General features: G+C 64.4%; 24 protein-coding genes and 1 pseudogene. 13 read left to right on the forward strand and 12 right to left on the reverse strand.

Features of this window, described 5'->3' with window-relative positions; translation table 11 throughout:
• The 3 genes and pseudogenes from IVB48_RS33210 to IVB48_RS33220 form a co-directional block, all read right to left on the reverse strand.
• Positions 1–111 (reverse strand): annotated as a pseudogene (locus IVB48_RS33210) (electron transfer flavoprotein subunit beta/FixA family protein); the annotation flags it as partial.
• A gap of 125 nt (positions 112–236) precedes the next feature.
• Positions 237–809, reverse strand: coding sequence for a cob(I)yrinic acid a,c-diamide adenosyltransferase (locus IVB48_RS33215; protein ID WP_247406772.1), 573 nt, complete (start codon positions 807–809; stop codon positions 237–239).
• A gap of 1 nt (position 810) precedes the next feature.
• Positions 811–1,005: a twin transmembrane helix small protein gene (locus IVB48_RS33220; RefSeq protein ID WP_027514161.1), complete on the reverse strand. Its 195-nt coding sequence runs from the start codon at positions 1,003–1,005 to the stop codon at positions 811–813.
• A 204-nt stretch (positions 1,006–1,209) separates the two neighbouring features.
• Here IVB48_RS33220 and IVB48_RS33225 point away from each other — a divergent pair, with 204 nt between their 5' ends.
• Positions 1,210–2,103 carry a YihY/virulence factor BrkB family protein gene (locus IVB48_RS33225; protein WP_027565623.1) on the forward strand — a complete coding sequence of 298 codons (894 nt, stop codon included), beginning with the start codon at positions 1,210–1,212 and terminating at the stop codon, positions 2,101–2,103.
• Here the strand turns inward: IVB48_RS33225 and IVB48_RS33230 are convergent.
• Complete coding sequence (locus IVB48_RS33230; protein ID WP_247406774.1) at positions 2,030–3,343, reverse strand: ATP-binding protein; 1,314 nt, start codon at positions 3,341–3,343, stop codon at positions 2,030–2,032. The two genes, IVB48_RS33225 and IVB48_RS33230, sit on opposite strands and share 74 nt — an antisense overlap.
• A 104-nt stretch (positions 3,344–3,447) precedes the next feature.
• Positions 3,448–4,320, reverse strand: a complete 873-nt coding sequence (gene gluQRS / locus IVB48_RS33235) for a tRNA glutamyl-Q(34) synthetase GluQRS (protein WP_247406776.1) — start codon at positions 4,318–4,320, stop codon at positions 3,448–3,450.
• Positions 4,321–4,432: 112 nt separating this feature from the next.
• Here gluQRS and IVB48_RS33240 point away from each other — a divergent pair, with 112 nt between their 5' ends.
• Complete coding sequence (locus IVB48_RS33240; protein WP_247406777.1) at positions 4,433–5,086, forward strand: DNA-3-methyladenine glycosylase 2 family protein; 654 nt, start codon at positions 4,433–4,435, stop codon at positions 5,084–5,086.
• Here the strand turns inward: IVB48_RS33240 and IVB48_RS33245 are convergent.
• Positions 5,083–5,970 (reverse strand): LysR family transcriptional regulator, encoded by an 888-nt coding sequence (locus tag IVB48_RS33245; RefSeq protein WP_247406780.1) that lies wholly within the window; start codon positions 5,968–5,970, stop codon positions 5,083–5,085. The two genes, IVB48_RS33240 and IVB48_RS33245, sit on opposite strands and share 4 nt — an antisense overlap.
• A gap of 175 nt (positions 5,971–6,145) precedes the next feature.
• Here IVB48_RS33245 and IVB48_RS33250 point away from each other — a divergent pair, with 175 nt between their 5' ends.
• The 8 genes from IVB48_RS33250 to IVB48_RS33285 all read left to right on the forward strand — a co-directional run bounded on the left by IVB48_RS33250 (position 6,146) and on the right by IVB48_RS33285 (position 14,907).
• Positions 6,146–7,120 carry a nitronate monooxygenase family protein gene (locus IVB48_RS33250; protein ID WP_247406783.1) on the forward strand — a complete coding sequence of 325 codons (975 nt, stop codon included), beginning with the start codon at positions 6,146–6,148 and terminating at the stop codon, positions 7,118–7,120.
• Between the two features lie 33 nt (positions 7,121–7,153).
• Entirely contained in the window at positions 7,154–8,338 is a 1,185-nt protein-coding gene (locus IVB48_RS33255) for an ABC transporter substrate-binding protein (protein ID WP_247406786.1), read from the forward strand.
• Between the two features lie 22 nt (positions 8,339–8,360).
• The gene (locus IVB48_RS33260) at positions 8,361–9,869 is read left to right on the forward strand and encodes an acyl-CoA synthetase (protein ID WP_247406789.1); all 1,509 of its coding nucleotides are present in this window, start codon (positions 8,361–8,363) and stop codon (positions 9,867–9,869) included.
• Positions 9,870–10,046: 177 nt separating this feature from the next.
• Positions 10,047–10,367 (forward strand): PepSY domain-containing protein, encoded by a 321-nt coding sequence (locus IVB48_RS33265; protein WP_027565631.1) that lies wholly within the window; start codon positions 10,047–10,049, stop codon positions 10,365–10,367.
• A gap of 12 nt (positions 10,368–10,379) precedes the next feature.
• Entirely contained in the window at positions 10,380–11,009 is a 630-nt protein-coding gene (locus IVB48_RS33270; RefSeq protein WP_247406792.1) for a general stress protein, read from the forward strand.
• A 237-nt stretch (positions 11,010–11,246) separates the two neighbouring features.
• A complete protein-coding gene (locus IVB48_RS33275; RefSeq protein ID WP_247406794.1) occupies positions 11,247–13,022 on the forward strand; it encodes an NAD(P)/FAD-dependent oxidoreductase in 1,776 nt (591 codons plus the stop codon).
• 135 nt (positions 13,023–13,157) lie between these two features.
• Entirely contained in the window at positions 13,158–14,135 is a 978-nt protein-coding gene (locus tag IVB48_RS33280) for a peptidyl-alpha-hydroxyglycine alpha-amidating lyase family protein (RefSeq protein ID WP_247406796.1), read from the forward strand.
• 214 nt (positions 14,136–14,349) lie between these two features.
• The gene (locus IVB48_RS33285; RefSeq protein ID WP_007597381.1) at positions 14,350–14,907 is read left to right on the forward strand and encodes an HNH endonuclease; all 558 of its coding nucleotides are present in this window, start codon (positions 14,350–14,352) and stop codon (positions 14,905–14,907) included.
• 74 nt (positions 14,908–14,981) lie between these two features.
• Here the strand turns inward: IVB48_RS33285 and IVB48_RS33290 are convergent, their stop codons facing one another.
• Positions 14,982–15,983 carry a glycoside hydrolase family 16 protein gene (locus tag IVB48_RS33290; RefSeq protein ID WP_247406798.1) on the reverse strand — a complete coding sequence of 334 codons (1,002 nt, stop codon included), beginning with the start codon at positions 15,981–15,983 and terminating at the stop codon, positions 14,982–14,984.
• 296 nt (positions 15,984–16,279) lie between these two features.
• On the opposite strand from IVB48_RS33290, the gene IVB48_RS33295 reads away from it, so the two are divergent.
• From IVB48_RS33295 to IVB48_RS33305, 3 genes are all read left to right on the forward strand, one after another.
• The gene (locus IVB48_RS33295; RefSeq protein WP_018453224.1) at positions 16,280–16,501 is read left to right on the forward strand and encodes a dodecin; all 222 of its coding nucleotides are present in this window, start codon (positions 16,280–16,282) and stop codon (positions 16,499–16,501) included.
• Between the two features lie 167 nt (positions 16,502–16,668).
• Positions 16,669–18,573 carry a sensor domain-containing diguanylate cyclase gene (locus tag IVB48_RS33300; protein WP_247406812.1) on the forward strand — a complete coding sequence of 635 codons (1,905 nt, stop codon included), beginning with the start codon at positions 16,669–16,671 and terminating at the stop codon, positions 18,571–18,573.
• A gap of 66 nt (positions 18,574–18,639) precedes the next feature.
• Positions 18,640–19,287, forward strand: coding sequence for an HAD family phosphatase (locus IVB48_RS33305; protein WP_247406815.1), 648 nt, complete (start codon positions 18,640–18,642; stop codon positions 19,285–19,287).
• A 24-nt stretch (positions 19,288–19,311) separates the two neighbouring features.
• Here the strand turns inward: IVB48_RS33305 and IVB48_RS33310 are convergent, their stop codons facing one another.
• Genes IVB48_RS33310 through IVB48_RS33330 form a run of 5 tightly spaced genes read right to left on the reverse strand, consistent with a single transcriptional unit; the run spans position 19,312 to position 24,933 of the window.
• Positions 19,312–20,280 (reverse strand): dipeptide ABC transporter ATP-binding protein, encoded by a 969-nt coding sequence (locus IVB48_RS33310; RefSeq protein ID WP_027565638.1) that lies wholly within the window; start codon positions 20,278–20,280, stop codon positions 19,312–19,314.
• On the reverse strand, positions 20,277–21,272 hold the full coding sequence (locus IVB48_RS33315) for an ABC transporter ATP-binding protein (RefSeq protein ID WP_007615332.1): 996 nt from the start codon (positions 21,270–21,272) through the stop codon (positions 20,277–20,279). Before IVB48_RS33315 ends, IVB48_RS33310 begins: the two co-directional genes overlap by 4 nt.
• Positions 21,272–22,189 (reverse strand): ABC transporter permease, encoded by a 918-nt coding sequence (locus tag IVB48_RS33320; protein ID WP_007615333.1) that lies wholly within the window; start codon positions 22,187–22,189, stop codon positions 21,272–21,274. The genes IVB48_RS33315 and IVB48_RS33320 overlap by 1 nt, the downstream gene beginning before the upstream one ends.
• Positions 22,155–23,114 (reverse strand): ABC transporter permease, encoded by a 960-nt coding sequence (locus tag IVB48_RS33325; RefSeq protein ID WP_007597394.1) that lies wholly within the window; start codon positions 23,112–23,114, stop codon positions 22,155–22,157. The genes IVB48_RS33320 and IVB48_RS33325 overlap by 35 nt, the downstream gene beginning before the upstream one ends.
• Before the next feature lie 28 nt (positions 23,115–23,142).
• On the reverse strand, positions 23,143–24,933 hold the full coding sequence (locus IVB48_RS33330) for a peptide ABC transporter substrate-binding protein (protein WP_247406817.1): 1,791 nt from the start codon (positions 24,931–24,933) through the stop codon (positions 23,143–23,145).
• Between the last annotated feature and the right edge of the window lie 94 nt (positions 24,934–25,027).

Here is a 25,027-nt window from a genome sequence, read left to right on the forward strand (position 1 = left end):
CGGGTTCATCGACATTTTGACGTTGGCGAGTTCAACACCCGATCCATCGCTCTTGACGCGGACCTTGACGTTGTAATCGACCACCCGCTTTACCGGCACCAAGACCTTCATCGATCCTCTTTCACTCAATCTGGGAGGGGATTTATCAACTGGCGCGGAACCTAAAGGCCTGATCCGGCCCGGTCAACGCGCGAAGGGGTCTAATTTTGGCGCCCAGAAATGCGCCGCCTGATGGGTCAGCGATTCTGGCCCGGAACCCAGAGCACGTCGCCGGCGCCGTCGTCGTTACTGGCGCGGCTCGCGACGAACAGGAAGTCCGACAGGCGATTCATATACTGGATGCCAGCGGCACCAACGGGCTCTTCCGGCCGGGCCGCCAGTTCCACCATCACGCGTTCCGCCCTGCGGCAAATCGTACGGGCGACATGGAGGTAGGCGGCGGCCGGCGTGCCGCCCGGCAGCACGAAGGAGGTCAGGGGTGCCAGCTTGTCGTTGAGCGCGTCGATGTCGCGCTCGAGCCGCTCGACCTGGCTCGCCACCACCCGTAGCCGCTCCGCCTTGCCCTCACGTTCGGGCACCGCGAGGTCCGCGCCGAGGTCGAATAGATCGTTCTGGATGCGGCCAAGCATCGCGTCGAGCTCGGGCGCATCCCTGGTGTGAAGCCGGACCACGCCGATCGCGGCATTGGTCTCGTCGACCGTGCCATAGGCCTCGATGCGCAGATCATATTTCGGCCGGCGTTCGCCCGAGCCGAGCGCTGTCGTGCCGTCGTCACCAGTTTTCGTGTAGATGCGGCTGAGCACGACCATGTTAACGCCCCATCGCCCACACGGCGACCATCGCGATGACGATCGCCACGAACTGAAGCAGCACGCGCCAGCGCATCAGCTTCTGCGAGGTGTTGGGCGAGCCGCCGCGCATCATGTTGATGAGACCGAGCAGCAGCACCAACGCCACGGCGCCGACCGCGATCGGCAGGATGAAAGTACTCAGAAGAGATGCCATTCGAGGGTAAATAACACCCTCCGCGCCGGTCCGCCATGGCGTTCCCGATCTGGCTTTTAAGCCAATAATATCAGAAGCTAGCTGGATGAATCTGGATTTGCGCGAATTACCCGTCCTCTTCGCCTCTCCCCGCCTGCGGCGAGAGGTCGGAATGCGTTTCCCCCGCGCGGGAAGAGGAAACGACAACAGCAGTGCAGGTGGTGCGTGAAGGCAATCCGTGCCATCTACGTCGTCGCGATGGACGCGTTCTACACGTTCCTGGCCGACGATGGCTGGGCGATCGCGAGCCACATTGCACTGTCGACACTGATGGCGCTGTTCCCGTTCCTGATCGTGCTGACCTCGCTCGCCGGCTTCTTCGGCTCCAAGGAACTCGCGGACCAGGCCGCAAGCCTGATGCTCCAGGTCTGGCCCAAGCAGGTCGCGGATTCGATCTCGGGGGAAGTCCACGACGTGCTGACCACGACCCGCACCGGCCTATTCACCATCGGCGCGGTGCTGTCGGTCTACTTCGCCTCCAACGGCGTCGAGGCGCTGCGGGTCGCACTGAACCGCGCCTATGCGGTCGTGGAGATGCGGCCCTGGTACTGGCTACGGCTGGAATCGATTGCCTACACGCTGATTGCGGCCATCACCGCGCTCGCCATGGCATTCCTGATCGTGCTCGGGCCGCTCCTCATCGAGGCCGCGCGCGCCCACATTCCGCTGTTCGTCGAGTCCAACGAGAGGATCCTCACCTGGCTGCGCTACGGCATCACCGTCGGCGCGCTGGTCGTGGCGCTGATCATCCTGCATACTTGGTTGCCGGCGGGACGGCGCCGGTTCCTCCAGATCCTGCCCGGCATCGTCTTCACCATCGTGGCGTCGCTGATCTCGGGCATCGTGTTCGGGCAGTATCTGGCGCGCTTCGCCAACAATTACGTGACGATGTATGCGGGGCTCGCCTCGGTGATCATCGCGCTGGTGTTCCTGTACTTCATCGCGGCGATCTTCGTTTTCGGCGGCGAGCTCAACGCCGCGATCATCAAGTCGCGGCTTCCTCACGGCGTGTCGCTGCAAGCAGCGCAGTCGCTAGCGCCCGCGGAGACACAGGCTTGACCAAAAAGGCGTCGGCGCCGGCCTCGCGTGAGGCGACTTCATCTTCGCCGCGACCTGACACCCCGATGATGGGGATCTGAGCCAGCGGCGTCGCCATGGTGCGGATCCGCCTGATCGCCTCGACGCCATTGATGCCCGGCAGCACCATATCCATCAGCACCGCGTCGAAGGCGCCCTGCGCGAGCCGGTTCACCGCGTCCTCGCCGCGCCCGATGAACTCGGCATGATGACCGAGCTCGGTCAGGATGGTGTTGAGCACGACGCGGCCGAACGGATTGTCCTCGACGCTGAGCAAGCGCAGCGCCGGGACCGCATCCATCTCGGCTTCACCCTTCGACTTGCGGGACTTGCCCGATCCCGTGGCATCCACCGACACCGTCAACGTGAAGGTGGCGCCGCCGCCGGGCCGAGGGGCGACCGTGATGTCGCCACCCATCGCGCGCGCCAGTTGCTTCACCGACGACAGGCCCAGGCCGGCGCCGCCGAAGCGCGAGGCAATGGTCACATTGGCCTGGGTAAACGGCCGGAACAGCCGCTTGATCTCGGCCATGGTGAGGCCAATGCCGCTGTCGGACACCGCGAAGGCGATTCCGACCCTGCCTTTGCTCTTTGCTTGGCCTTTGCTCTTGGTGCTGCCCTTGCTGTTGCTCTTGCTCTTGGCGGAACGCCAAGGCGCGACCGTGAGCGCCACGCCGCCGTGCTCGGTGAACTTCACGGCATTGTCGATCAGGTTCTCGAGCGCGGCGCGCAGGCGAACGGGATCACCGACCACCAGGCCCGGCAGCTTCTCCGAGATATCGACCTCGGCCTGGAGACCCTTGGCCGCGGCGCGACCGGCCAGCGAATCGCCGGCGTTGCGTGCGAGCGTCCGCAGGTCGAACAAATCCTGCCGCAGCGAGCTTCCACCCCCGACCGCCTTCCCCGTCCCCTTGCCACTTCGGGCGGCATCGACGAACAGGGTGGCAAGGTTCGCCAGATGCTCGGCCCCAGCCTTGATCGTGTCGGCCCAGCGTCTTTCCCGTTCCCCGAGATCCGACGTCGCGAGCAGGTCGCTGATCGCGAGAATGCCGGTCAGGGGGGTGCGGACCTCATGGGCAAAGGCGGCAAGCGCGGCCTGGACGACGTCCGGCTCGACCCGCTTGGTGCTGCGCTTGGGCAACCGGGCAGTCGGCCCGGAGCGCTTCCGAGCAACTCGCTTGGACGTCCCCGTAGTGCGCGCTGCGCGCGTTTTCGCCGCCATAACTCCCCTTCGAAGTATCCCCTTCGAACCCCGGGCCGTCAGGTGAGCATGGCACGGCGGAACACCCGGAGTCACGGCGGCGTTTGGCTAACCCCCAGAGAAACTTAATCTAATCCCACCAACTGGCGGATACCGGCCGGCGTGGCGCCGGCAGCGCGCAGTTCACGAAGGCCGGTCGAGCTGGTTGATTTCGACAGTTTCCGGCCACCGTGGTCGCGAACTAGCCCATGGTGACGGTAGACGGGTTCCGGCAGGCGGAGCAGAACCTGGAGCAAACGGTGGACCGAAGTGGCGTGGAACAGGTCTTGGCCCCGCACGATCTCGCTGATGTCCTGGAGCGCATCGTCGACAACGACGGACAGATGGTAACTGGTCGGCGTCTCCTTGCGGGCCACAATGACATCGCCCCAGGCTTCTGGCCGCGCCGGAACGACACCGCGCTCACCATCGGGCCCCTCGCCCAGTTCGTTCCAGCTCAGGCCGGCGGCGCGGCGGCAGGCAGCCGCCATGTCGAGCCGAAGCGCATAAGGCGCACTGGTGTCGATGAGGCGGTCTCGCTCGTCGGCGGACAGCGATCTGGCGTCGCCGGGATAGAACGGCGCGCCGTCGGGATCGCGCGGCCACGGCCCATCCGCTTCACGCGCCGCAACCAGCCTTGCGATCTCGGCGCGGCTTTCGAAGGCGGGATAGACCAAGCCGAGCGCCGAGAGCCTGTCCAGTGCCGCGCGATACGCGTCGAAATGCTCCGACTGCCGCCGCACCGGCGTCTCCCAGGCGATGCCGAGCCAGGCGAGGTCTTCGTAGATCGCTGTCTCATATTCCGGCCGGCAACGCGTCGCGTCGATGTCCTCGATCCGCAGCAAGAGCCGCCCACCGGTCTCGCGCGCGCGGTCGGAATTCAACAGCGCTGAATAGGCGTGGCCGAGGTGCAGAAAACCGTTCGGACTGGGGGCAAATCGGAAAACGGGTGGCGACATATGCACAAATCTCGTCATGGCCGGGCTTACCCGATCATCCATCTTCCAACACTCTGTTACGATAGGAGATGGATGCGCGGGTCAAGTCCGCGCACAACGAGTTCAGCAAGCGATGACCATCCACCTCGAAACCCAATCCGATCTCGAAGAGGCCGTCTATGCGCTGGTCAAGCACGACCCGCGCCTGAAGCCCGTGCTGGCGACTGCCGGCATGCCGGCATTGCGCCGGCGTGAGCCGGGCTTTACGGGGCTTGCCCACATCGTCTGCGGACAGCAGCTCTCGACCGCGAGCGCCGCGGCGATCTGGGGACGGCTGTCCGCAGCGTTCGATCCGTTCGACCATGAGGCGGTCCGCCGCGCCCGCACCGACCGGCTGGGGCGGCTCGGCCTGTCCGCCGCCAAGATCAAGACGCTGAAACATCTCGCGCGCGAGATCACCGCACAACGGCTGAACCTCGACGTGCTCGCCGAAGAAGACGCCGATGCCGCGCATCACTCGCTGATCGCACTGCCCGGCATCGGACCGTGGACGGCGGACGTCTATCTGCTGTTCTGCCTCGGCCATGGCGACGCTTGGCCCGCCGGCGACCTCGCCGTGCAGGAAGGCATCCGCATCGGGCTCGGCTTGCAGGCGCGGCCGACGGAGAAGCAGATGGCGCCGCTCGCCGAACCCTGGCGCCCCCTGCGCGGTGCGGCGGCGCATCTGTGGTGGAGCTATTATCGCGCAGTGAAGAAGCGGGAAGGCGTGATCGCGGGATCAGCTTAGCCCCGCAGCCTAACGCGATCGGTCCGGGCGCAATCGGCGACGAAGTCGATGACGGCGCGCACCGCCGGCAGTTCGACGAGGTCGGGATGGGCGAGCAGCCACAGGTCCGCCACGCTGGCGAGCTTCTGCGGCGCGACACGCACGAGATCGGGATAGCTTTCGGCGACGAAGCACGACAGGGCGGAGATTCCGAGTCCGGCGCGGACCGCCGCCAGCATGTCGCCCTGGGACGAGCAGCGCATCACCACCCTGGCCTGACGCGTGACGACGTCGCTCCAGCGCGCAAGCTGGGCATTGGAGGCCTGATCGGCGAAACCGATTACGCTGTGCCCCTTCCACTCGCCGCGCCGTTCCGGCAGGGACCGCCCGCCGGCGTACTCGCGCGAGGCGTAGAATCCGGTGCCGAGACGGCCGATCTTGCGGCCGACCAGATTTTCCTCGCCGCTGTCGAAAGGCCGCAGCACCACGTCCGCCTCGCGCCGGCGTACGCTGGCCGGAAACGGATGGGTGATGATCTCGAGCTGGACGTGATCATGCGCGCGCAGGAAAGCAGGCAGGCGCGGCATCAGCCAATGCGATGCCAGCGTCGCGCCGATCGACAGCTTGACGGTACCACGCGCCTTGTGCCCTCCGGCCGAGACTGCCGTCTCTGCCCGCAGTGCGGCCGCCGCCATCGCCTCGGCGTGCTCGCGCAGTGTCCGTCCATCCGCGGTCAGAGCCAGGCCGTCGGCGGCGCGTGCCACCAGCCTGGTACCGAGCTGGGCTTCCAGCGCCGCGATCTTGCGGCTGACGGTGGGATGGCTGCTGTGCAGCCGGCGCGCCGCGCCGGTGAAGCTGCCGGTATCGGCGACCGCGACGAAGGTCTTGCAAAGGTCCCAGTCCATGAGCGGCCTCTGTTCAAATCTGAATAGTCATCCGTTCAATATTGAACGATGGGAGGCCGCACTCCAACCCCTATAATGGCGTGAAATGAAACATGGGCGGCAACTCGCCCGCGACGATCAAAGGGAAACGCCACGTCATCCGCCCGCCGGCGGGCTGCGTTTCCGGGAGGACATCATGGCGCTGCCCGCTCTCTTGAAGGATTCGCTCGAGCTGCCCGTGGTCGGCTCGCCGCTCTTCCTCGTCTCGGGCCCTGAGCTGGTGATCGCCCAGTGCAAGGCCGGCATCGTCGGCTCGTTTCCGGCGCTCAATGCCCGTCCGGTGGAAAAGCTCGACGAGTGGCTGAGCCGCATCGAGGACGAACTCGGCGAATACAAATCGCTCAATCCCGGCAGGAAGGTCGCACCCTACGCCGTCAACCAGATCTGCCACGCCTCCAACGACCGGCTGATGAAGGACATGGAGACCTGTGTGAAGCACAGGGCGCCCATCATCATCACCTCGCTGCGACCGCCCGCCGAGCTCGTCGAGGCCGCGCATTCCTACGGCGGCCTCGTGTTCCACGACGTCATCAACGTCAAGCACGCGCGCAAGGCGGCCGAGCAAGGCGTCGACGGGCTGATCCTGGTCTGCGCCGGCGCTGGAGGACATGCAGGAACGCTCTCGCCTTTCGCGCTGGTACGTGAGGTCAAGCAATGGTTCGACGGCGCGATCCTGCTGTCGGGCGCAATCAGCGATGGCTTCGCAATCGCCTCCGCGCTGACGCTGGGCGCCGACCTCGCTTATATGGGCACGCGCTTCATCGCGACGAAGGAAGCCAATGCTGACGAAGCCTACAAATCCGCCCTGACGCAGCACGCCGCCCACGACATCGTCTACACCAACCTCTTCACCGGCGTGCACGGCAACTATCTCGGTCCTTCGATCGCCGCGGCCGGGCTCGATCCGGACAACCTTCCGGCCGCGGACAAGACGAAGATGAACTTCGGCTCCGGCGGCAACATGAAATCCAAGGCGTGGCGCGACATCTGGGGCTCGGGCCAGGGTATCGGCCAGATCACAGACGCGCCGCCGGTCGCCGAGCTCGTCGACCGGATAAAACGGGAATTCGACCAGGCCCGACAGGATTTCCTGATGCGCGCCAGCGCCTGACGACTCGGAACGACAATAAAACGGGAGGACACCATGAAGCTGGCAGCCGCACTGATCGGCATGTCGTTGCTGACGCTCGCCGGCGGCAGTGCCCATGCCGAAGGCAGCGACGAGATTCGCATCGGGCAGACCCTGCCCTACAGCGGTCCGGCCTCTGGCTTCGGCGCGATCGGACGGACGCAGGAAGCGTTCTTCGAGAAGGTCAATGCCGAAGGCGGCATCAACGGCCGCAAGGTCAAGTTCATCACGCTGGACGACGCCTATTCGCCGCCAAAGACCGTTGAGCAGACCCGCAAGCTGGTGGAGCAAGAGGAGGTGCTGATGATGTTCGGTTCGCTCGGCACCGCCACCAACAGCGCCGTGCAGCGCTATCTCAACGCCAAGAAAGTGCCGCAGCTGTTCGTGCTCTCCGGCGCCACCAAATGGGCCGATCCGCAGAAGAACCCGTGGACCATGCCGGGCATGGCGGCCTACGAATCCGAGGGCGTGGTCTATGCCAAATACATTTTGCAGGCAAAGCCCGACGCCAGGATCGCGATCCTCTCGCAGAACGATGATTTCGGCCGCGACTATGTCGCGGGGTTCAAGCGAGCGCTCGGGACCAAGGCGGCCGGCATGATCGTCGCGGAAGCAAGCTACGAGACCAGCGCGCCGACGATCAGCTCGCAGCTCTCGACCTTGAAGGCCTCCGGCGCCAACGTGCTGTTCGGCGTCGTGCTCGGCAAGTTCACCTCGCAGATGGTCAAGGGCGTGGCCGAGATCGGCTGGAAGCCGGAGCTGTTCTTCGTGCCGACCTCGGCGTCGTCGATCTCTTTCCTGGAACCGGCAGGGCTCGACAACGCGGTCGGCCTGATCTCGTCCAGCAACCAAAAGGACACGATGGACCCGCAATGGGCCGACGATCCCGGGGTGAAAGAATACTTCGCCTTCATGAAGCGCTACATGCCGACCGCGGACCTCTCCAACTCCAACTACGCCGCAGGCTATCACTATGCCACGCTGCTGATGACGGTGCTGAAGGCGTGCAAGGATGATGTCAGCCGCGACAACATCATGCGCCAGGCGGCCTCGCTGAAGGATGTGAAGCTGCCGCTGCTGCTGCCGGGAATGACTGTTGCGACCGGCCCCGACGACTATCTGCCGTTCCAGCAGCTTCAGCTCCGGCGTTTCAACGGCAAGAGCTGGGTCGGCTTCGGCGACGTGCTGGATGATCGCTAGACGAGCGGAATGAGGAGACGCCATGATCATCAGCGGCGAACGCCAGATCAGCTATGACGACATCCGGGCCCGGATCAAGCGGGCGATGAGCGGCTTCCGTGCCCTGGGGCTTGCGGAGGCAGCGCCGGTCGCGATGATGCTGCGCAACGATTTCGCCCTGTTCGAGGTGGTTGCCGCTTCCGCCGCGCTGGGCAGTCCGGTGGTGCCGATCAACTGGCATCTGAAAGCCGAGGAGGTCCGTTACATCCTGGCCGACAGCGGGGCGAAGATCCTCGTCTGTCATGCCGATTTGCTGCCGCAGATCCGCGACGGCATACCGGCGGATGTGCTTCTCCTGGTCGTCGCGACGCCGCCCGAACTCGCGGCGACCTTCTCGATCCCTCGGGAGCTGACCGAAATCCCTGTGGGACTGACCGATTGGGACCGCTGGCGCGACGACCATCCGCAAGCGCAGGAGCCACCGCGCCGGGCGGCAGCGATGATCTACACATCGGGCACCACCGGCATGCCGAAGGGCGTGCGGCGCATGCCGATGCAGCCTGAACAGGCGGCCGCCTCGGAACGCGTGGGCGGGATCGCCTATGGCATCAAGCCGCGGGAAGACCAAATCGTGCTGATCAACGGGCCGATGTATCACTCGGCGCCGCATTCCTACGGCATGCTGGCGTTCCGCAGCGCTTGCACCATCATCCTCCAGGCGCGGTTCGATGCCGAGGAGCTGCTGGCGCTGATCGAGCGCCACCGCGTCACGCACATTCACATGGTACCGACCATGTTCGTCCGGCTGCTGCGGTTGCCCGAAGCGGTCAGGCAGCGTTACGACCTGTCGTCGCTGCGTTTCGTCGTGCACGGCGCCGCGCCCTGCCCGCCAGACGTCAAGCGCGCCATGATCGACTGGTGGGGACCGGTCATCAACGAGTATTTCGGCTCCACGGAGACCGGGATCCCGGTGTGGCACTCGGCCGAGGAAGCCCTGAAGAAGCCCGGCACGGTCGGCCGCGCCATCGAAGGCGGCATCGTCAGGATCTTCCGCGATGACGGCAGCCCGTGCGGTGCCAACGAAGTCGGCGAGATCTACATGCGCCAGACGGCGGTGCCCGATTTCGACTATCACGGCAGGTCGCAGGCAAGGGCCGAGGCCGGCCGCGACGGCCTCGTCAGCGTCGGCGACGTCGGTTACCTCGACGAGGACGGCTATCTGTTCCTGTGCGACCGCAAGCGCGACATGGTGATCTCCGGCGGAGTCAACATCTATCCCGCCGAGATTGAGAACGCGCTGATCGGAATGCCCGGCGTGCGCGACTGTGCCGTGTTCGGCATCCCGGACGCGGAATTCGGCGAAAGGCTGTGCGCCTTTGTCGAGCCTGAATCGGATGCCGGGCTCTCGGCCGACGCTGTCCGATCGTTCCTGCGCGAGCGGCTTGCCAATTTCAAGGTGCCGAAGGACGTCGAATTCCGCGACGCGCTGCCGCGCGAGGCAACGGGAAAGATTTTCAAGCGCAAGCTGCGGGAGCCCTATTGGGCGACGTGAAAACAGGCGACGCGTCCGAGAGTGCGAGACCGTATAAACGGGAACGAGTGGCAATCGTTCCTGGGCCTCTTCAATATCGAGCAGTTTGAAGACGCGCGCTTCCGTCGCAAATGGAAGAGCAACCAATTCGAATCTCGTCTGTTGTCGACTGGCACAATCACTGCCGGAGGATAAACTATGTCACGTCTAATTTCCCTCGCTGCGGCTCTCCTGCTGCTCGGATCGGTACCCGTAAGCGCACAGTCGCAAAAGGCACAAAGCGGGCCGGGCAACAACGCCGTCAACAGCTCTGATCACAACAACTCCAACGCACCCGTCGCAGGTCGCAACAGCTTCACCGAGGGCCAGGCGAAGTCGAAGATCGAGGGTGCGGGCTATTCCAATGTTTCCGGCCTGCAAAAGGACGACAATGGCGTCTGGCGCGGCAAGGCCGACAAGGCCGGGACCAAGGCGGACGTGAGCGTCGACTTCCAGGGCAACGTGAACCCCGCCAAGTAAGGAGGATAAAACATGACCACCACCATTTCTCGACTCTATGACACCTATCCGGATGCGGAACGTGCGGTCAGCCGCCTGGAGGCCGCGGGCGTGCCGCACTCCGACATCAGCATCGTCGCGAACAATTCCGATAACTGGTACGGCTCATCCACCGGCAAGGTCGACCGCGATCGCGACGGCGTCGACGATCGCGCCGAAGGCGCCGGCACGGGTGCCGGCATCGGCGCAGGCCTCGGAAGCGCGGCGGGTCTGCTTGCAGGACTCGGCTTGCTGGCCATTCCGGGACTCGGACCGGTGGTTGCCGCCGGCTGGCTGGCTTCGACCGCAGTTGGTGCCGCGGCCGGCGCCGCGACGGGCGGCATCGTTGGCGCGCTGACCGAAGCCGGCGTTTCCAAGGATGATGCGTCGCGCTACGCGGAGGGCGTCCGTCGTGGCGGAACGCTGGTATCGGCGCGGGTCCCCGACCAGGACCGCTCACGTCTCGATGCCCTTCTGCACGAAAAGGCCGTGAACCTGCAGGAACGGAGCACCGCCTGGCAAAAATCCGGCTGGAACGGCTTCGATGCCGCAAGCCCGCCGTTGTCACCCGACGATGTCGGCCGTGAGCGCGAGTTGTACGGCAATGGGATGCGGGGCCGATAAGGATCCGCGAACCAAAACGACAGCACGAGGAGGCTCCACTCAGGTGGAGCCTTTTTCGTCATACACCTCTCTCGTTCCGCGAGCGTGCGGCGGGCATCTCGCAGCGCTCACCGGCGTATTCCGCCTGAGCAGGGGCCACATGCTTTCGCTGCTCGGGTAAAGCGCTTTCGATACCCCTCCTTCCAGTATAGCCTTCGACCCTAGAGGAAACGCCGCGAAGACGGCACGAGGTCGCGCATGCTGGACAGGACGATGGATATTGCCGCATCCGCACAAGCCTGGCTCGACGAATTTGAGCGCACGCTTGGCGCACCCGATGGCGCTGGGCTGGATCGTCTTTTCCTCGCCGATAGCTATTGGCGCGACGCGCTGGCACTCAGCTGGAACCTGCAAACAATCGCCGGCGGCGACTCCATCAAGCGGGAGCTGACAACGCTCGCGGCAAAGGTCGCGCCGGGCAGCTTCAAGATCGCGCCCAACCGAGCGCCACCGCGCTGGGTCACGCGTGCCGGGACCAACACTATCGAAGCCATCCTCAATTTCGAGACCGCAATCGGCCGTGGTAGCGGCATCGTCCGGCTCGTACCCGACGCCGCCGACGGCGACCGCCTGAAAGCGTGGACGCTCCTCACCGCGCTCGACGAGCTCAAAGGCTTCGAGGAGCAGCTCGGCACCTCGCGGCCCCGCGGCCAGGCCTATTCGCGCGACTTCCGTGGACCGAATTGGCTCGACCTGCGCAACGCCTCGCGCGACTACGCCAATCGCGATCCCGCCGTGCTGGTGGTCGGCGGCGGCCAGGCGGGGCTCGCGATTGCCGCGCGGCTGAAGCAGTTGAAGATCGACACACTCGTCGTCGATCGCGAGGCACGGATCGGGGACAATTGGCGCAAGCGCTACCACGCGCTGACCCTGCACAACCAGGTGCAGGTCAATCATTTGCCCTACATGCCGTTTCCTCCGAGCTGGCCGACCTACATCCCGAAGGACAAGCTCGCCAACTGGTTCGAAGCTTACGTCGACGCGATGGAGCTGAACTTCTGGACCGGCACCGAATTCGAAGGCGGCGCCTACGACGATGCGAAAGGGCACTGGACCGTCACACTGCGGCGCGCCGACGGTGGCAAGCGCATCATGCACCCGCGCCATGTGGTGATGGCGACCGGTGTCAGCGGCATCGCCAATGTGCCTTTCATCCCGACACTCGATAACTTCAAGGGCACGCTGCTGCATTCGAGCCGCTACGAGGACGGCGAACACTGGACCGGCAAGCGCGCCATCGTCATCGGCACCGGCAACAGCGGTCACGACATCGCGCAGGATCTTCACTCCAGCGGCGCCGAAGTGACGCTGATGCAGCGTTCACCTACGCTCGTCACCAATATCGAGCCGTCGGCCCAACTCGCTTATGCGACCTACAATGAGGGCACGCTCGAGGACAACGATCTGATCGCGACCTCGATGCCGACGCCGCTCGCGAAAAAGACTCATGTGATGCTGACGAAACAATCGAAGGAGCTCGACAAGGAGCTGCTCGACGGATTGCGGCGCGTCGGCTTCAAGCTCGATTTCGGCGAGGCCGGCACCGGCTGGCAGTTCAAATATCTCACCCGTGGCGGCGGCTATTATTTCAACGTCGGCTGCTCCAACCTCATCGTCGAGGGCGCGATCAAGCTCAGGCAGTTTTCCGAGATCGAGAGCTTCGTCGCCGAGGGCGCCCGGATGAAGGACGGCGCGACTATTGCCGCCGATCTGATCGTGCTCTCGACCGGTTACAAGACGCAGGAATATCTGGTGCGGAAACTGTTCGGCGACGGCGTCGTCGACCGGGTCGGCCCTATCTGGGGCTTTGGCGACGGCCTCGAGCTGCGCAACATGTATGCACGCACCAGGCAGCCCGGCCTCTGGTTCATCGCCGGCAGCCTCGCGCAATGCCGGATCAACTCGAAATATCTCGCGCTCCAGATCAAGGCGATCGAGGAAGGGATTTTGGGGCGTGAGGCGGGCGCAATTTGAGCCTCCTCGTCATTGCGAGCGCAGCGAAGCAATCCAGTGTCTTTCCGCGGATACAGTCTGGATTGCTTCGCTGCGCTCGCAATGACAGTGTGGAAACGATCGCGCATCGCCGACACCAATAAGAGGAGAACACCCATGCCAGCCATTCTCGGCACCGGCGAGCACCGCTACCGCGTCGTTGAAAATTTCGCAAAGCTGCCGGACGGATGGCAGCTCACCGACGTCGCTTCGGTCGCCGTCGACAGCAAGGACCGCGTCTACGTCTTCAACCGCGGGGCCCATCCGATGGTGGTGCTGGACCGCGAGGGCAATTTCTTGCGCAGTTGGGGCGAAGGCGTGTTCTCGCGCGCCCATGGCCTGCACATCGATGCCGACGACAATCTCTATTGCACCGATGACGGCGACCACACCGTGCGCAAGTGCAGCACAGACGGCAAGGTGCTGCTGACGATCGGCATTCCCGAGAAACCGTCGCCGTTCATGAGCGGCGATCCCTTTCACCGCTGTACCCACACCGCGCTGTCGCCGAAGGGCGAAATCTACGTCTCCGACGGCTATGGCAATGCGCGCGTGCACAAGTTCACGCCCGGCGGCAAGCTGATGACAAGCTGGGGCGAGCCCGGCACCGACCCCGGCCAGTTCAACATCGTGCACAACATCGCCACCGATGCCGACGGCTTTGTCTATGTGGCCGACCGCGAGAACCATCGCGTTCAGGTGTTCGACGGCAACGGCAAGTACGAGACGCAGTGGAACAATCTGCACCGCCCTTGTGCGCTATGCTGTTGCGGTGGGGCTAAGAGCCCGACCTTCGTTATCGGGGAACTCGGCCCTGGCCTGGCGGTCAACCGCAAGGTACCCAATCTCGGCCCGCGGTTGTCGATCGTGGACGCCAAGGGCAACCGCATCGCGCGGCTCGGCGGCGAGGCAGGCCCGGGCGTTGCGAGCGGACAATTCCTGGCACCGCACGGCATTGCACTGGATTCCAGGGGCGACATCTATGTCGGCGAGGTCGGCGTCACCGACTGGAAGACCAGCTTTCCGGATGAGGAGATGCCGGCCGCGGTGCGCGCGACGCGATGTTTGCAGAAGCTGGAGCGGGTGCGGGAGTAGCTGCCTCGGCACATCCACATCGCGCTGTCAGGACGACGCTGCCTCCGCGGCCTCGGACCTGGAAATCACGGCGTTTTTCGCGCTTTGCCACCCCCCGGCCGCGTTGCTTGCGCCGGAATAAGTCGCTCAACGGGCTTCACAATCCCGTCACGCTGCATGTAGTATGTCAGTTACGTGCTGCTTCGCAGCGTACATTGGAGGCCAGGAGCGTTACTTGAACGCACATGTCTCGCAAGGCCATTGGCCGGTGTTGGTGCTGAATGCGGACTTCCGGCCGCTGAGTTACTACCCACTGTCTTTGTGGTCGTGGCAGGACGCGATCAAGGCGGTATTCCTCGACCGCGTCAACATCGTCGCGCATTACGATCAGGCGGTCCATAGCCCCACGCTGCAAATGCAGCTACCGAGCGTGGTCTCGCTCAAATCCTTCGTCAAGCCGACCACCCACCCTGCCTTCACCCGATTCAACGTCTTCCTGCGCGATCGTTTCGCCTGCCAATATTGCGGCTCGCCCGAAGACCTCACCTTCGACCACATCATCCCGCGCAGCAAAGGCGGCCAGACCACCTGGGAGAACGTGGTCGCGGCCTGCTCGCCCTGTAATTTGCGCAAGGGCAATCTGACGCCGGTGCAGGCCAAGATGTTTCCACGCCAGCACGCGTTCGCGCCGACCGTGCACCAGCTCCACCGCAACGGCCGGCTGTTCCCGCCGAACTATCTGCACGACAGCTGGCTGGATTATCTCTACTGGGATACGGAGCTGGATCCGTAGCGTCGGCGTGCAGGCCCTCGGCAGTCCATCGTTGACCCGCGCCGCTCAACACCGGGAGAGATCAGCGAGCTTCGCTATCTGCGCGCCTGCTCCAGATCGATCTGATAGACGGAAATCCGGTCGATCTCGAATGCGACGGTAGGCGGCGACTCCGCGTCGACCGGACCGACGCCGAGAAAGAATTTCGATCCGATCGCGAGATTGACGATCATGTACATGGGATCGTCGAAACCGATCGGCACCTTGATGTCGGACACCGGCCTGCGGTCGATGAAATAGACCAGGCGATCCTCCTCCCACAGCACGCCGTAAGTGTGGAATGCGCTCGACGCGTCGCCGACCGCGAAGTCGAAGCCGCAGGACTGGATCTTCTGGGTCGAGGGAATCCGCCAATGCGTCGTCATCACGAGATCACCCGGCTTTTCGCCGCGGCCTTCCAGCACGTCGACCTCCGGCGGCCAGCCGCCGTCATCCGCCAGCATCCAGAACGCCGGCCACACCGCGTGCCCGACCGGCACCTTGGCGCGGATCTCGAAATAGCCGTGCTTCTGCGTGAACGTGCCCTGGGTCGTCAGTATCCCGGAGATGTACTCGTTGTCGAACAGCACCGGTTTCAATTCCGGCGGCGTGCGGCTGGCGACGATCGACAGCACGCCGTCCTTGACCTTGAAGGGATCGAGCCCGAGCGGCGCCGCCGCGCGCCCGGCGTAGCGCGGATCGACATAGATCTGTTGCTCGCCATTGGCGCTGGTCTTGCGCTTGAAGTCGGAGCCGTCGCCACCCCAGTAGCGCGCCTCCGGCCAGGCCGCACCGCCGGCGTAATGCGGCACCCAGCGTCCGTTCGCCAGCGGATGCTCGTCAAAATCCTCGTTGAAGGTCCGGCGTAGCGGCAAGAAGACCAGCGAGGCCGGATTGACCTCCTCCAGCCGGCGGCACTCGATGGTAGAGGGATCGGTCGTGACCTGCAGCGACATGCTCACCGGGGCAGCATTGAGATCGTCCTGCGCGATGGCCGGCGCAGGCACTACGCAGAGACCGATCGCAGCCAGAGCGCCCCTCGTCCAACGCGCGATCATCACCGCTCTTCGAAGATGCCAGAGGAAGGGCGGAAGTTAGCTCGCCCATATCGGGACGGGCAAGAGCGGGCCCGCGACCGCGCGCCAATTCGGGAGCGCCACCCGCCCACGCCATCCGGATTTTCGTGCACTTATAAAAATGGAGCACCGCGCGCGGCAGGCGACCGGCGGGTCTCCCTCGGGGACGGAACTCGAAGCGCCGGCATCCGTTCAGAGTCGAGGCCGGATGTCGCGCGGACGCCAGTTGTCCGCGACAGACATATCCGGCCCCGCCACAGCACAATAGGAGAATAGTGATGGCCACAAGCGAGACGGATCACGTCTACAAAATCCTGGAACTGGTCGGATCGTCCGAGACCTCGATCGAGGATGCGATCAAGAACGCGGTCAGCCGGGCCGCCAAGACCGTTCGCGAGATGAAATGGTTCGAGGTGGTGCAAACGCGCGGCCATATCGAGAACGGCGCCGTGCGCCACTACCAGGTGACGCTGCGCGTCGGCTTCACGCTGGATGAGTGAGGCAGAAAGGCCGGGCGAAGCCGACGCCCGAGGCCAGCCTGGTTAGCTCGACAATAGCCCGTTAATTGTCGAGGACTGTTCCGACCGGAAGCGCACAATCCGCGCGGATGTTGCAACAGCCCGTTAAGGCCAAAGTGAGAGGTTTGCGCCGAAATGGAGCAAGCCTGATGACTACGGGCCGAGAACTCGGAAAGACGCGCCTTTCGCTCTGGGCGGCGGGTTTCGTCATCCTGACCTGCTTCGCCATCCTCGGCTTGAGTGCCTGGCGTGAATGGGAAACACGCAATGCCGATCTCAAGAACGCCGAGATCGACGTCGCCAATCTGGCGCATTCGCTGATTCAGCACGCGGACGACACCTTCGAACTCGTTGATACGATCCTCGTCGGGCTGGTCCATCGGCTCGAAATCGACGGCACCGGTCCGGACACGATTACCAAGCTTCAGGCATATCTGCCGACACGAAAATCATCAGACCGCATCCGCGGCATCTTCGTTTATGACGCGACCGGGCAGTGGCTTGCCACGACCGAGCGGCTCGACTTCTCCAAGCTCAACAACAGCGACCGCGAGTATTTCCAGCGTCATCGCGACTCGCCCGAGATGGGCACGTTGATCGGACCGCCCGTGAAGAGTCGAGCCGGCGGCCAATGGGTCGTCACCGCGTCCCGCCGGATCAACGATGCCGACGGCGGCTTCGCCGGCGTTGCCCTGCTCACGATCGACGTCAGCTATTTCGTCAAGTTCTACGAGCGGTTTGACATCGGTCCGAACGGCTCGACGTCGCTGCTCAGCGATAGCGGTATCATGCTGGCGCGCAGCCGCGACGACAGCGGCGCCTTTGTCGGTCGCGACCTGTCCAACGCGCCCTTGTTCAAGGGATGGGAAAGTCGTCCCGCCGCAGCAGTCTACTATTTCAAGTCGCCGCTCGATGGCGTCCAGCGGCTTAGCTATTACCAACGCAGCAGCCGCTATCCCCTGATGGTGCTGGCGAGCAAGTCGCGGGACGACGTGCTGGCACCCTGGCGGCAAGCCGCGGCAGCGCGCACCACCTTCGTCCTCGGCCTCGTGCTGCTGATCGCGGTGATCGGCTTCTACCTGGTCCGTCAGCTCGTGCAGCGGCAGCGCATGGCCCAGGCCCTCGTCGTCAACGAAGCAAACTTCCGCCTGTTAGCCGAGCAATCCAGCGACATGGTGACCCGGATCCGGCTGGACAACCGGCTGCTCTACGTTTCCCCCTCGTGCGTACGCATCACGGGCTGGTCGTCCGACGAACTGCTGTCCACTTCGGCCCTGGCCGGCATTCACGCCGACGACATGGAGCGGGTCGAGCAGGCTATCGCCGCGCTGAGGAATGGCGAGGCCGAGGAGGCGCGGTTCGTCTATCGCCAGCGTCACCGCGACAAGGGCGAGATCTGGGCGGAGGCGGCGTTGCACGTGACCCTGGCGTCGGACAGCGGCGAAATCGACGGCGTCGTCGCGGTGGTGCGCGACATGACGGAGCAGAAGGATCTTCAGGACAAGCTCGCCTCGCTCGCAACGACCGACGGCCTTACCGGCCTCGCCAACCGGCGCACATTCGACGAGCGTCTCGCGGACGAATGGGCGCGCGCCAGGCGCGACGGCACGCAGCTCTCGCTCCTGCTGATCGATGTCGATTATTTCAAGAAGTTCAACGACCATTACGGCCATCTGGCGGGCGACGGATGCCTGCGCGCGCTGGGCCGGATTCTGTCAGCGCACACCAAGCGCCCGGCCGACCTCGCGGCGCGCTACGGTGGCGAAGAATTCGCCGTGCTGTTGCCGAACACCGGTCCCGAGGGCTGCGCCGAGGTCGGCGAAGGGATTCGCAAGGCGCTGCACGATCTCGCCATGCTGCATGCGCAAAGTCCTCCCTCGCGCCTGGTGACCGCAAGCGTTGGCGGCGCGACGAGTCTGCCATCCCAAACCACGGCGGACTGCAGCACGCTGGTCGCCGCCGCCGACCGCGCGCTCTACGCCGCCAAGGACAACGGCCGTGACCGGCTGGTGATGTCGGGACAGGTCGTTCCCTGGCCCGCCAGGAGCGCGTGACGGATCGACCGTTGCGCTGGATTTGTCGCCTGCGCCCCAGCGCGTTATGACTTGGATCACGGCCGGATGTTCGGCCAATCCGAGAGTGCCGCTGTGACTGGTAGAATCAAACTCGTCCTCTTCGACATGGACAATGTCCTCTGCGACTACGACAGGGCAAAGCGTGTCGCATGGCTGGCGAAGCTTGCGGGGACCACGAACGAATCCGTCCACAAGGCGATCTGGGACAGCGGCTTCGAGCTGCTCGGCGATTCCGGCACTCTCGACGCCGCGGACTATTTGCGGGGCTTCGGCGAGCGCATCGGCTATCCGCTGTCACTGGACGAGTGGATCGAGGCGCGACGCCGTTCAATGCAGGCCGATCGTGCGATGCTGGAGATTGCCGGCAGCTTGCGTCAAACCGTCGACATTGCCGTCCTGACCAACAACACCACGCTGGTCGCCGACCATGTCGCTGCGCTGCTGCCGGAATTGCCGCCGCTGTTCGGCAAGCGAATCTACGCCTCGGCCCGGTTCAAGACGGCGAAGCCGGACCCGCGCTGCTTCCGCCTCTGTCTGTCGGAGCTCGACGTCAAACCGGAGAGCGTCCTGTTCGTCGACGATCTCATGGCCAATGTCGCCGGCGCGCGAGAGGCGGGCCTGTTCGCGCATCACCACACCTCGGTTGAGGCTTTCAAGCAGGCCCTTTCGGAGCACGGCCTGCTTCACGCTTGAATGCGCGCTCCGCTTTTCCCGGCGTCAGGCGAGATGGCACGCCACAAAGTGCCCGCCCGCTCCCTCCTTCAGCTCCGGTGCGCTTTCCGCGCAACGCGGCTGGGCGATAGGACAGCGGGTGTGGAAGTGGCACCCCGACGGCGGCTTCATCGGGCTCGGAACGTCGCCCTTGAGGCGGATGCGCTCGCGCTTGAGCTTGGGATCGGGCACCGGCACCGCTGACAACAGCGCCCTCGTGTAGGGATGCTGCGGATTGCGGTAGAGGTCGCTGGCCTTGGCGAGCTCGACGATACGGCCAAGATACATCACCGCGACGCGGTCGGAGATGTGCTCGACCACCGACAAATCGTGCGCGACGAAGAGATAGGTGAGGTTCAATTCAGCCTGGAGATCTTCCAGCAAGTTGATGACTTGCGCCTGGATCGAGACATCGAGCGCGGACACCGGTTCGTCGCAGACGATCAGTTTCGGCTCGACCGCGAGCGCGCGCGCGATCACGATGCGCTGGCGCTGGCCGCCGGAAAACTCATGCGGATAGCGGCGCATGTGCTCGGCCTTGAGACCGACCTTCACCAGCAGGCTCGCAACGCGATCCTCGCGCTCCTTGGCCGATGAGCCGAGCTTGTGGATGACGAGCGCCTCGCCGAGGATGGCGCCGACCGTCATGCGCGGATTGAGGGAGGCGAACGGATCCTGGAACACGAGCTGCATGTTCCGCCGCATCGCGCGCAAATCGGTGCCGCCGAGCTGGCCGACATCCTGGCCGTCGAACACGACCTCGCCGTCGGTCGGCTCGATCAGGCGCAGCACGCAGCGTCCCGTCGTCGACTTCCCGCAGCCGGATTCGCCGACGAGGCCGAGCGTCTCGCCGCGATTGACCGAGAACGAGACCCCGTCGACCGCATAAACGCTGCCGACCTGACGCGACAACAGGCCGCCATGCACGGGAAAATATTTCTTCAGGCCGCTGACGCGGAGCAAGGGCTCGGTCATGCTGCGCCTCCCAACTGCGTATCTCCCAGATGACAGGCCATGCGGTGGCCGGGCGCGATCTCGCGCAGCAACGGCTCCCTCTCGGTGCAGACGCTCATGGCGTGGCGGCAGCGCGGCGCGAAGCGGCAGCCGACCGGCGGATTGATCAGGATCGGCACCGAGCCGCCGATCGCCTCCAGCCGCACCTTGTGCTCGCTGGCGAGATCGATGCGCGGGATCGAGCGGATCAGTCCCTGGGTATAGGGATGGCCGGGATTGCCGAAGAGCTCGTCGACAGACGCCTCCTCCACCACCTTGCCGGCATACATCACGACGACGCGCTGCGCGGTCTCGGCGACGACGCCCATGGCATGGGTGATCAGCATCACCGCCATGCCGAAACGTTCCTTCATGTCCTGGAGCAGGTCGAGGATCTGCGCCTGAATGGTGACGTCGAGGGCCGTGGTCGGCTCGTCGGCGATGATCAGCTTCGGCTTGCAGGCGAGCGCCATCGCGATCATCACGCGCTGGCGCATGCCGCCGGAGAACTGATGCGGATAGTTGTGCACCCGGCCTTCGGCATTGGGAATCTGCACCAGCTTGAGCATCTCGATGGTGCGCTCCAGCGCCTGTTTCCTGGTGACGTTCTCATGGCGGCGCAGGCTTTCGGCGATCTGCTCGCCGATGGTCAGCACCGGATTGAGCGAGGTCATCGGCTCCTGGAAGATGAAGCCGATCTCCTTGGCGCGGATCTCGTCGAGCTGACTGCTCGTCAGCGGCACGAGATCGCGGCCTTCGAAGATGATCTCGCCCGCCGCGATGCGGCCCGGCGGCATCGCGATCAGCTTGAGGATCGACATCGCGGTGACGGTCTTGCCGCAGCCGGATTCGCCGACGACGCAGAGCGTCTCGCCGCGATTGATGGAGATGTCGACACCGTCGACGGCCTGGAGGATGCCGTCGTCGGTGGAGAAGTGGGTTTTCAGTCCCTTGATCTCGAGCAGCGGCGCCATCAGATCACCCGCCGCGCATCGAGCGCGTCACGCAGGCCGTCGCCGATGAAGTTGATGGCGACCACCGCGATGAAGATCGCGCCGCCCGGAAACAGCGCCCAGTGCGGGCCGATGTCGAGAAAGTCCTTGGCATCATAGAGCAGCCGGCCCCAGGTCGGGGTATCCGGAGGGAAGCCGAGGCCGAGGAAGGACAGCGTCGATTCCGCGATGATGGCGGCGGCCACGTCGATGGTGCCGGCGATGATCACCGGACCCAGCGCATTAGGCAGGATATGGCGCACTACCTGCCGCACCGGGCTTGCCCCGAGCGCGCGCGCGGCTTCGACGAATTCCTTCTCACGGATCGACAGGAACTGCGCCCGAACGAGCCGGGCGACGGGCATCCAGCGCAAGCCACCGATCACGAGCACGATCAGGATGAAAATGCCGCCCTCGGGGCCGAAAGCGGCCTTCAGCCCGTCGCGGAAGAGATAGATCAGCAGCAGCAGCAGGGGCAATTGCGGCAGCGACAGAAAGAGATCGGTGAGCCACATCAGCCCATGACCGAGCGCGCCGCGCGACATGCCGGCGAGCGCGCCGATCAACACGCCGACAAAGACCGAGACCAGCATCGCGGCGAGACCGACCGCGAGCGAGATGCGCCCGCCATAGATCATGCGGGCGAGGATATCCTGCCCGAGATCGTCGGTGCCAAAGGGATGGGCCAGCGACGGCCCCTGCATGCCCGCCACGATGTCGATGTCGTCGATCTTGACCCGCCAGACGAACGGGCCGACCACCACCGCCAGGATCAGAACGAGGAGCAGGAACGCGCTGACCACGGCAAGCTTGTGCCGGCTATAGCGCCGCCACGTCTCGCGCCAGGGCGAGTAGACGCGCCGCTCAGCGGAGGGAGATGCGAGGGTCAAGCCAGCCATAAAGAACGTCCGCGATGAGATTGAACAGCACGACCAGGCACGCAAAGACGAAGGTGACGGCCATCACCACCGGCGTGTCGTTGGAAAGGATGGAGGAGATCAGCAGCGAGCCGATGCCGGGGATGCGGAAAATCTGCTCGGTGACGATCGCGCCGCCGAACACCGCCGGGATTTGCAACGCAATCAGCGTGACGACCGGGATCATCGCGTTGCGCATCACGTGCTTGATGATCACCCGCCGCTGGCCGATGCCCTTGGCGCGCGCGGTGGTGACGTAGTCCAGCCGGATGACGTCGAGCATCGCCGAGCGCACGAAACGCGTCATCGACGCAGCCTGGAACAGGCCGAGCACCGCCACCGGCATGATAGCCTGACGGATCATCTCCAGCACCCAGTGAATACCCGTGCCCTTGATGTCGGTCGTGTAGACGAAAGGCAGCCAGTCCAGCGTGACCGAGAAGATCAGGATGAACAGGATGCCGGTGAAGAAGGTCGGCAGCGAGAAGCCGACAAAGGCGAGCGTGTTGGCGACCTGGTCGAACAGCGAATAAGGTTTCGTCGCGGCATAGACCCCGACCGGGATCGCGATCAGGAGCGCCAGAATCTGCGCCGAGCCGATCACGTAGAGCGTCGTGGGCAGTCGCTGGAGAATGAGCGTGTCGACGTTCATCCGGCTGACGAAGGAGAAACCCCAGTCGCCGTGCAGCATGGCGTTGAGCCAGTGCAGGTAACGAAGGTAGATCGGATCGTCGAGGCCGAACTTCGCCCGAAGCGCGAGAGCGACTTCGGGCGGCACGTTCGGATTGGTCGCCAGCTCCGAGAAGGGATCGCCCGGGGCGAGTGCGAGCACGACAAACAGCACCAGCGAGATTCCGAGCAGGCTCGGAATCGCGATCAGGAGGCGACGCAGGACATACTGGCTCATGAAGAAGGACCGCTCTAGGCGTGCGTGATCATTCTTCGCGGTACCAGTCGAACAAATTGTCGGTCTCGTTGGCCCAGCCGGAAACGACCGGGCGCAGATTGTTGGCGGCCGCCTCGACCTTCAGGCGGTGCTGTACCGGGATGAAAACGATGTCCTGGTACATCAGATCATTGGCCTTGATGTAGAGCGCCGCACGCTTGACCGGATCCATCTCGCCGTCCGCGGCCATGATGGTCGCGTCGTACTCCTTGTTGACCCAGCGCGGGAAGTTGGTGCCCTGCCACTTGTTCTCCTTGGTGGCGACGAGGTTCGAAAGGTAACGACGCATGTGCTGCGACGGATCGGGCTGGCTCAGCGGGATTTGGAACATCTCCATGTCCGCATAGAACTTGGAATAGGTGTCGGGATTGCCGACGTCGGAGGAGAAGAACACGGAGGCGACGACCGATTTCAGCTCGACGTCGATGCCCGCCTTCTGGCACGCCTGCTTGACGATCGCCTGCGTCTTCTGGCGCGGCCCGTTGATCGCGGTCTGGTAGAGGAGCTTCAGCTTCTTGCCGTCCTTCTCGCGGATGCCGTCGGCGCCCGGCTTCCAGCCGGCGGCGTCCAGGATCTTCGAGGCCTTCTCGACGCTGAACTCCCACGAGGTGTTCTTGGACACGAATTTTTCGGGCCCGTTGAGGAAGTTGGCGGTGGTACGGCCAGCGCGGCCGTAGATCGCCTTCTTGACTGACTCGCGATCGATCAGCAGCGAGAGCGCCTTGCGCACCGATGGATCAGAAAACAGCGGGTGCTTGGTCTTGATCGAGGAGCGTTCGCCATCGACCTCGGTGTTGGGATCGGTGAAGTTCAGCGCGATGAATTCGGTGTCGCCACCCACGGCGTAGACGGTCTTTCCCTTGCCGCCCTTCTCCAGGCGCAGCAGCACGTCGTCCTCGACCTGAATGTTCCAGCCGAAATCATATTCGCCGGTCTGGATCACCGCGCGCGCGGCAGAGACGGCGTCGCCGCCGCCCTTCATCTCGATCGAATCGAAATAGGGCCGGTTCGCCATGTGATAATCGGGATTGATCACGCCACGGACAAGATCGCCCGGCTTGAACTCGACGAACTTGTAGGGGCCGGTGCCGACCGGCGAGAGGTTGGTCGGCGCCTCCCGCGACTTGGACCCCATATAGTCCTTGAACAGATGTTTCGGGATGATGGTATTGGGAGCCCCGACAAAAGCGTCGGCCCAGAACGGCGTCGGCTTGTTGAAGAGGATGCGGACCGTGAGGTCGTCCACCTTCTCGACGGTGATGTCGCGGAGGGTTGCGATCGTCAGCGCGGAGGTCGCCGGATCCTTGGCATATTCCCAGTTGAAGACGACGTCGTCGGCCGTGAACGGCGTGCCGTCGTGCCATTTGACGCCGGGCTTGAGCTTCCAGGTCACCGACTTGCCGTCGGCGGCGAGGCCACCGTTCTGGATCGAGGGAGTTTCGGCGGCCAGAACCAGCTTCATGTTGCCGTCGGGATCCCAACAGGCGAGCGGCTCGTAGAACAGGCGCGCGCCGTCCTGGTCCTTGGTGCCGGTGGCAAAATGCGGATTGAGCAGGGTGGGCCCCTGCCACCACAGCAGCTTGAGCGCACCACCGCCGCCGCGCTTGGTCGGCTTGTAGGTCGAGGCGCCCTCAGCCATCGCGACGCCGCCAAGCGCGAGGATCTGGTTGGCCAAAGGCGCGGTGAGACCCACGGCAGCCAGGCGCTGAATGAAGCCGCGGCGATCCATCCGCCCGTCCTTCACGTCACCGATCATCGAACGCAATTCTTTATCCAGCATGGTTGTCCCCGTCTGGTTCCCGTATGGATGCAGGCGGTCGCGCGGGGCGACCACCAAGTTGGCTGGCGGTAGATGGCACACCGAATGGGCCGCG

Source organism: Bradyrhizobium sp. 76, assembly GCF_023073025.1.
Lineage (GTDB): Bacteria > Pseudomonadota > Alphaproteobacteria > Rhizobiales > Xanthobacteraceae > Bradyrhizobium.

Coding starts and splice junctions, on each gene's coding strand:
- IVB48_RS33270 (WP_247406792.1), top strand. CDS start 10,380: ATGACCACCACCATTTCTCGACTCTATGACACCTATCCGGATGCGGAA.
- IVB48_RS33220 (WP_027514161.1), bottom strand. CDS start 1,005: ATGGCATCTCTTCTGAGTACTTTCATCCTGCCGATCGCGGTCGGCGCC.
- IVB48_RS33310 (WP_027565638.1), bottom strand. CDS start 20,280: ATGACCGAGCCCTTGCTCCGCGTCAGCGGCCTGAAGAAATATTTTCCC.
- IVB48_RS33265 (WP_027565631.1), top strand. CDS start 10,047: ATGTCACGTCTAATTTCCCTCGCTGCGGCTCTCCTGCTGCTCGGATCG.
- IVB48_RS33255 (WP_247406786.1), top strand. CDS start 7,154: ATGAAGCTGGCAGCCGCACTGATCGGCATGTCGTTGCTGACGCTCGCC.
- IVB48_RS33245 (WP_247406780.1), bottom strand. CDS start 5,970: ATGGACTGGGACCTTTGCAAGACCTTCGTCGCGGTCGCCGATACCGGC.
- IVB48_RS33305 (WP_247406815.1), top strand. CDS start 18,640: ATGTTCGGCCAATCCGAGAGTGCCGCTGTGACTGGTAGAATCAAACTC.
- IVB48_RS33320 (WP_007615333.1), bottom strand. CDS start 22,189: ATGGCTGGCTTGACCCTCGCATCTCCCTCCGCTGAGCGGCGCGTCTAC.
- IVB48_RS33295 (WP_018453224.1), top strand. CDS start 16,280: ATGGCCACAAGCGAGACGGATCACGTCTACAAAATCCTGGAACTGGTC.
- IVB48_RS33260 (WP_247406789.1), top strand. CDS start 8,361: ATGATCATCAGCGGCGAACGCCAGATCAGCTATGACGACATCCGGGCC.
- IVB48_RS33280 (WP_247406796.1), top strand. CDS start 13,158: ATGCCAGCCATTCTCGGCACCGGCGAGCACCGCTACCGCGTCGTTGAA.
- IVB48_RS33250 (WP_247406783.1), top strand. CDS start 6,146: ATGGCGCTGCCCGCTCTCTTGAAGGATTCGCTCGAGCTGCCCGTGGTC.
- IVB48_RS33240 (WP_247406777.1), top strand. CDS start 4,433: ATGACCATCCACCTCGAAACCCAATCCGATCTCGAAGAGGCCGTCTAT.
- IVB48_RS33315 (WP_007615332.1), bottom strand. CDS start 21,272: ATGGCGCCGCTGCTCGAGATCAAGGGACTGAAAACCCACTTCTCCACC.
- IVB48_RS33290 (WP_247406798.1), bottom strand. CDS start 15,983: ATGATCGCGCGTTGGACGAGGGGCGCTCTGGCTGCGATCGGTCTCTGC.
- gluQRS (WP_247406776.1), bottom strand. CDS start 4,320: ATGTCGCCACCCGTTTTCCGATTTGCCCCCAGTCCGAACGGTTTTCTG.
- IVB48_RS33230 (WP_247406774.1), bottom strand. CDS start 3,343: ATGGCGGCGAAAACGCGCGCAGCGCGCACTACGGGGACGTCCAAGCGA.
- IVB48_RS33330 (WP_247406817.1), bottom strand. CDS start 24,933: ATGCTGGATAAAGAATTGCGTTCGATGATCGGTGACGTGAAGGACGGG.
- IVB48_RS33275 (WP_247406794.1), top strand. CDS start 11,247: ATGCTGGACAGGACGATGGATATTGCCGCATCCGCACAAGCCTGGCTC.
- IVB48_RS33325 (WP_007597394.1), bottom strand. CDS start 23,114: ATGAGCCAGTATGTCCTGCGTCGCCTCCTGATCGCGATTCCGAGCCTG.
- IVB48_RS33300 (WP_247406812.1), top strand. CDS start 16,669: ATGACTACGGGCCGAGAACTCGGAAAGACGCGCCTTTCGCTCTGGGCG.
- IVB48_RS33215 (WP_247406772.1), bottom strand. CDS start 809: ATGGTCGTGCTCAGCCGCATCTACACGAAAACTGGTGACGACGGCACG.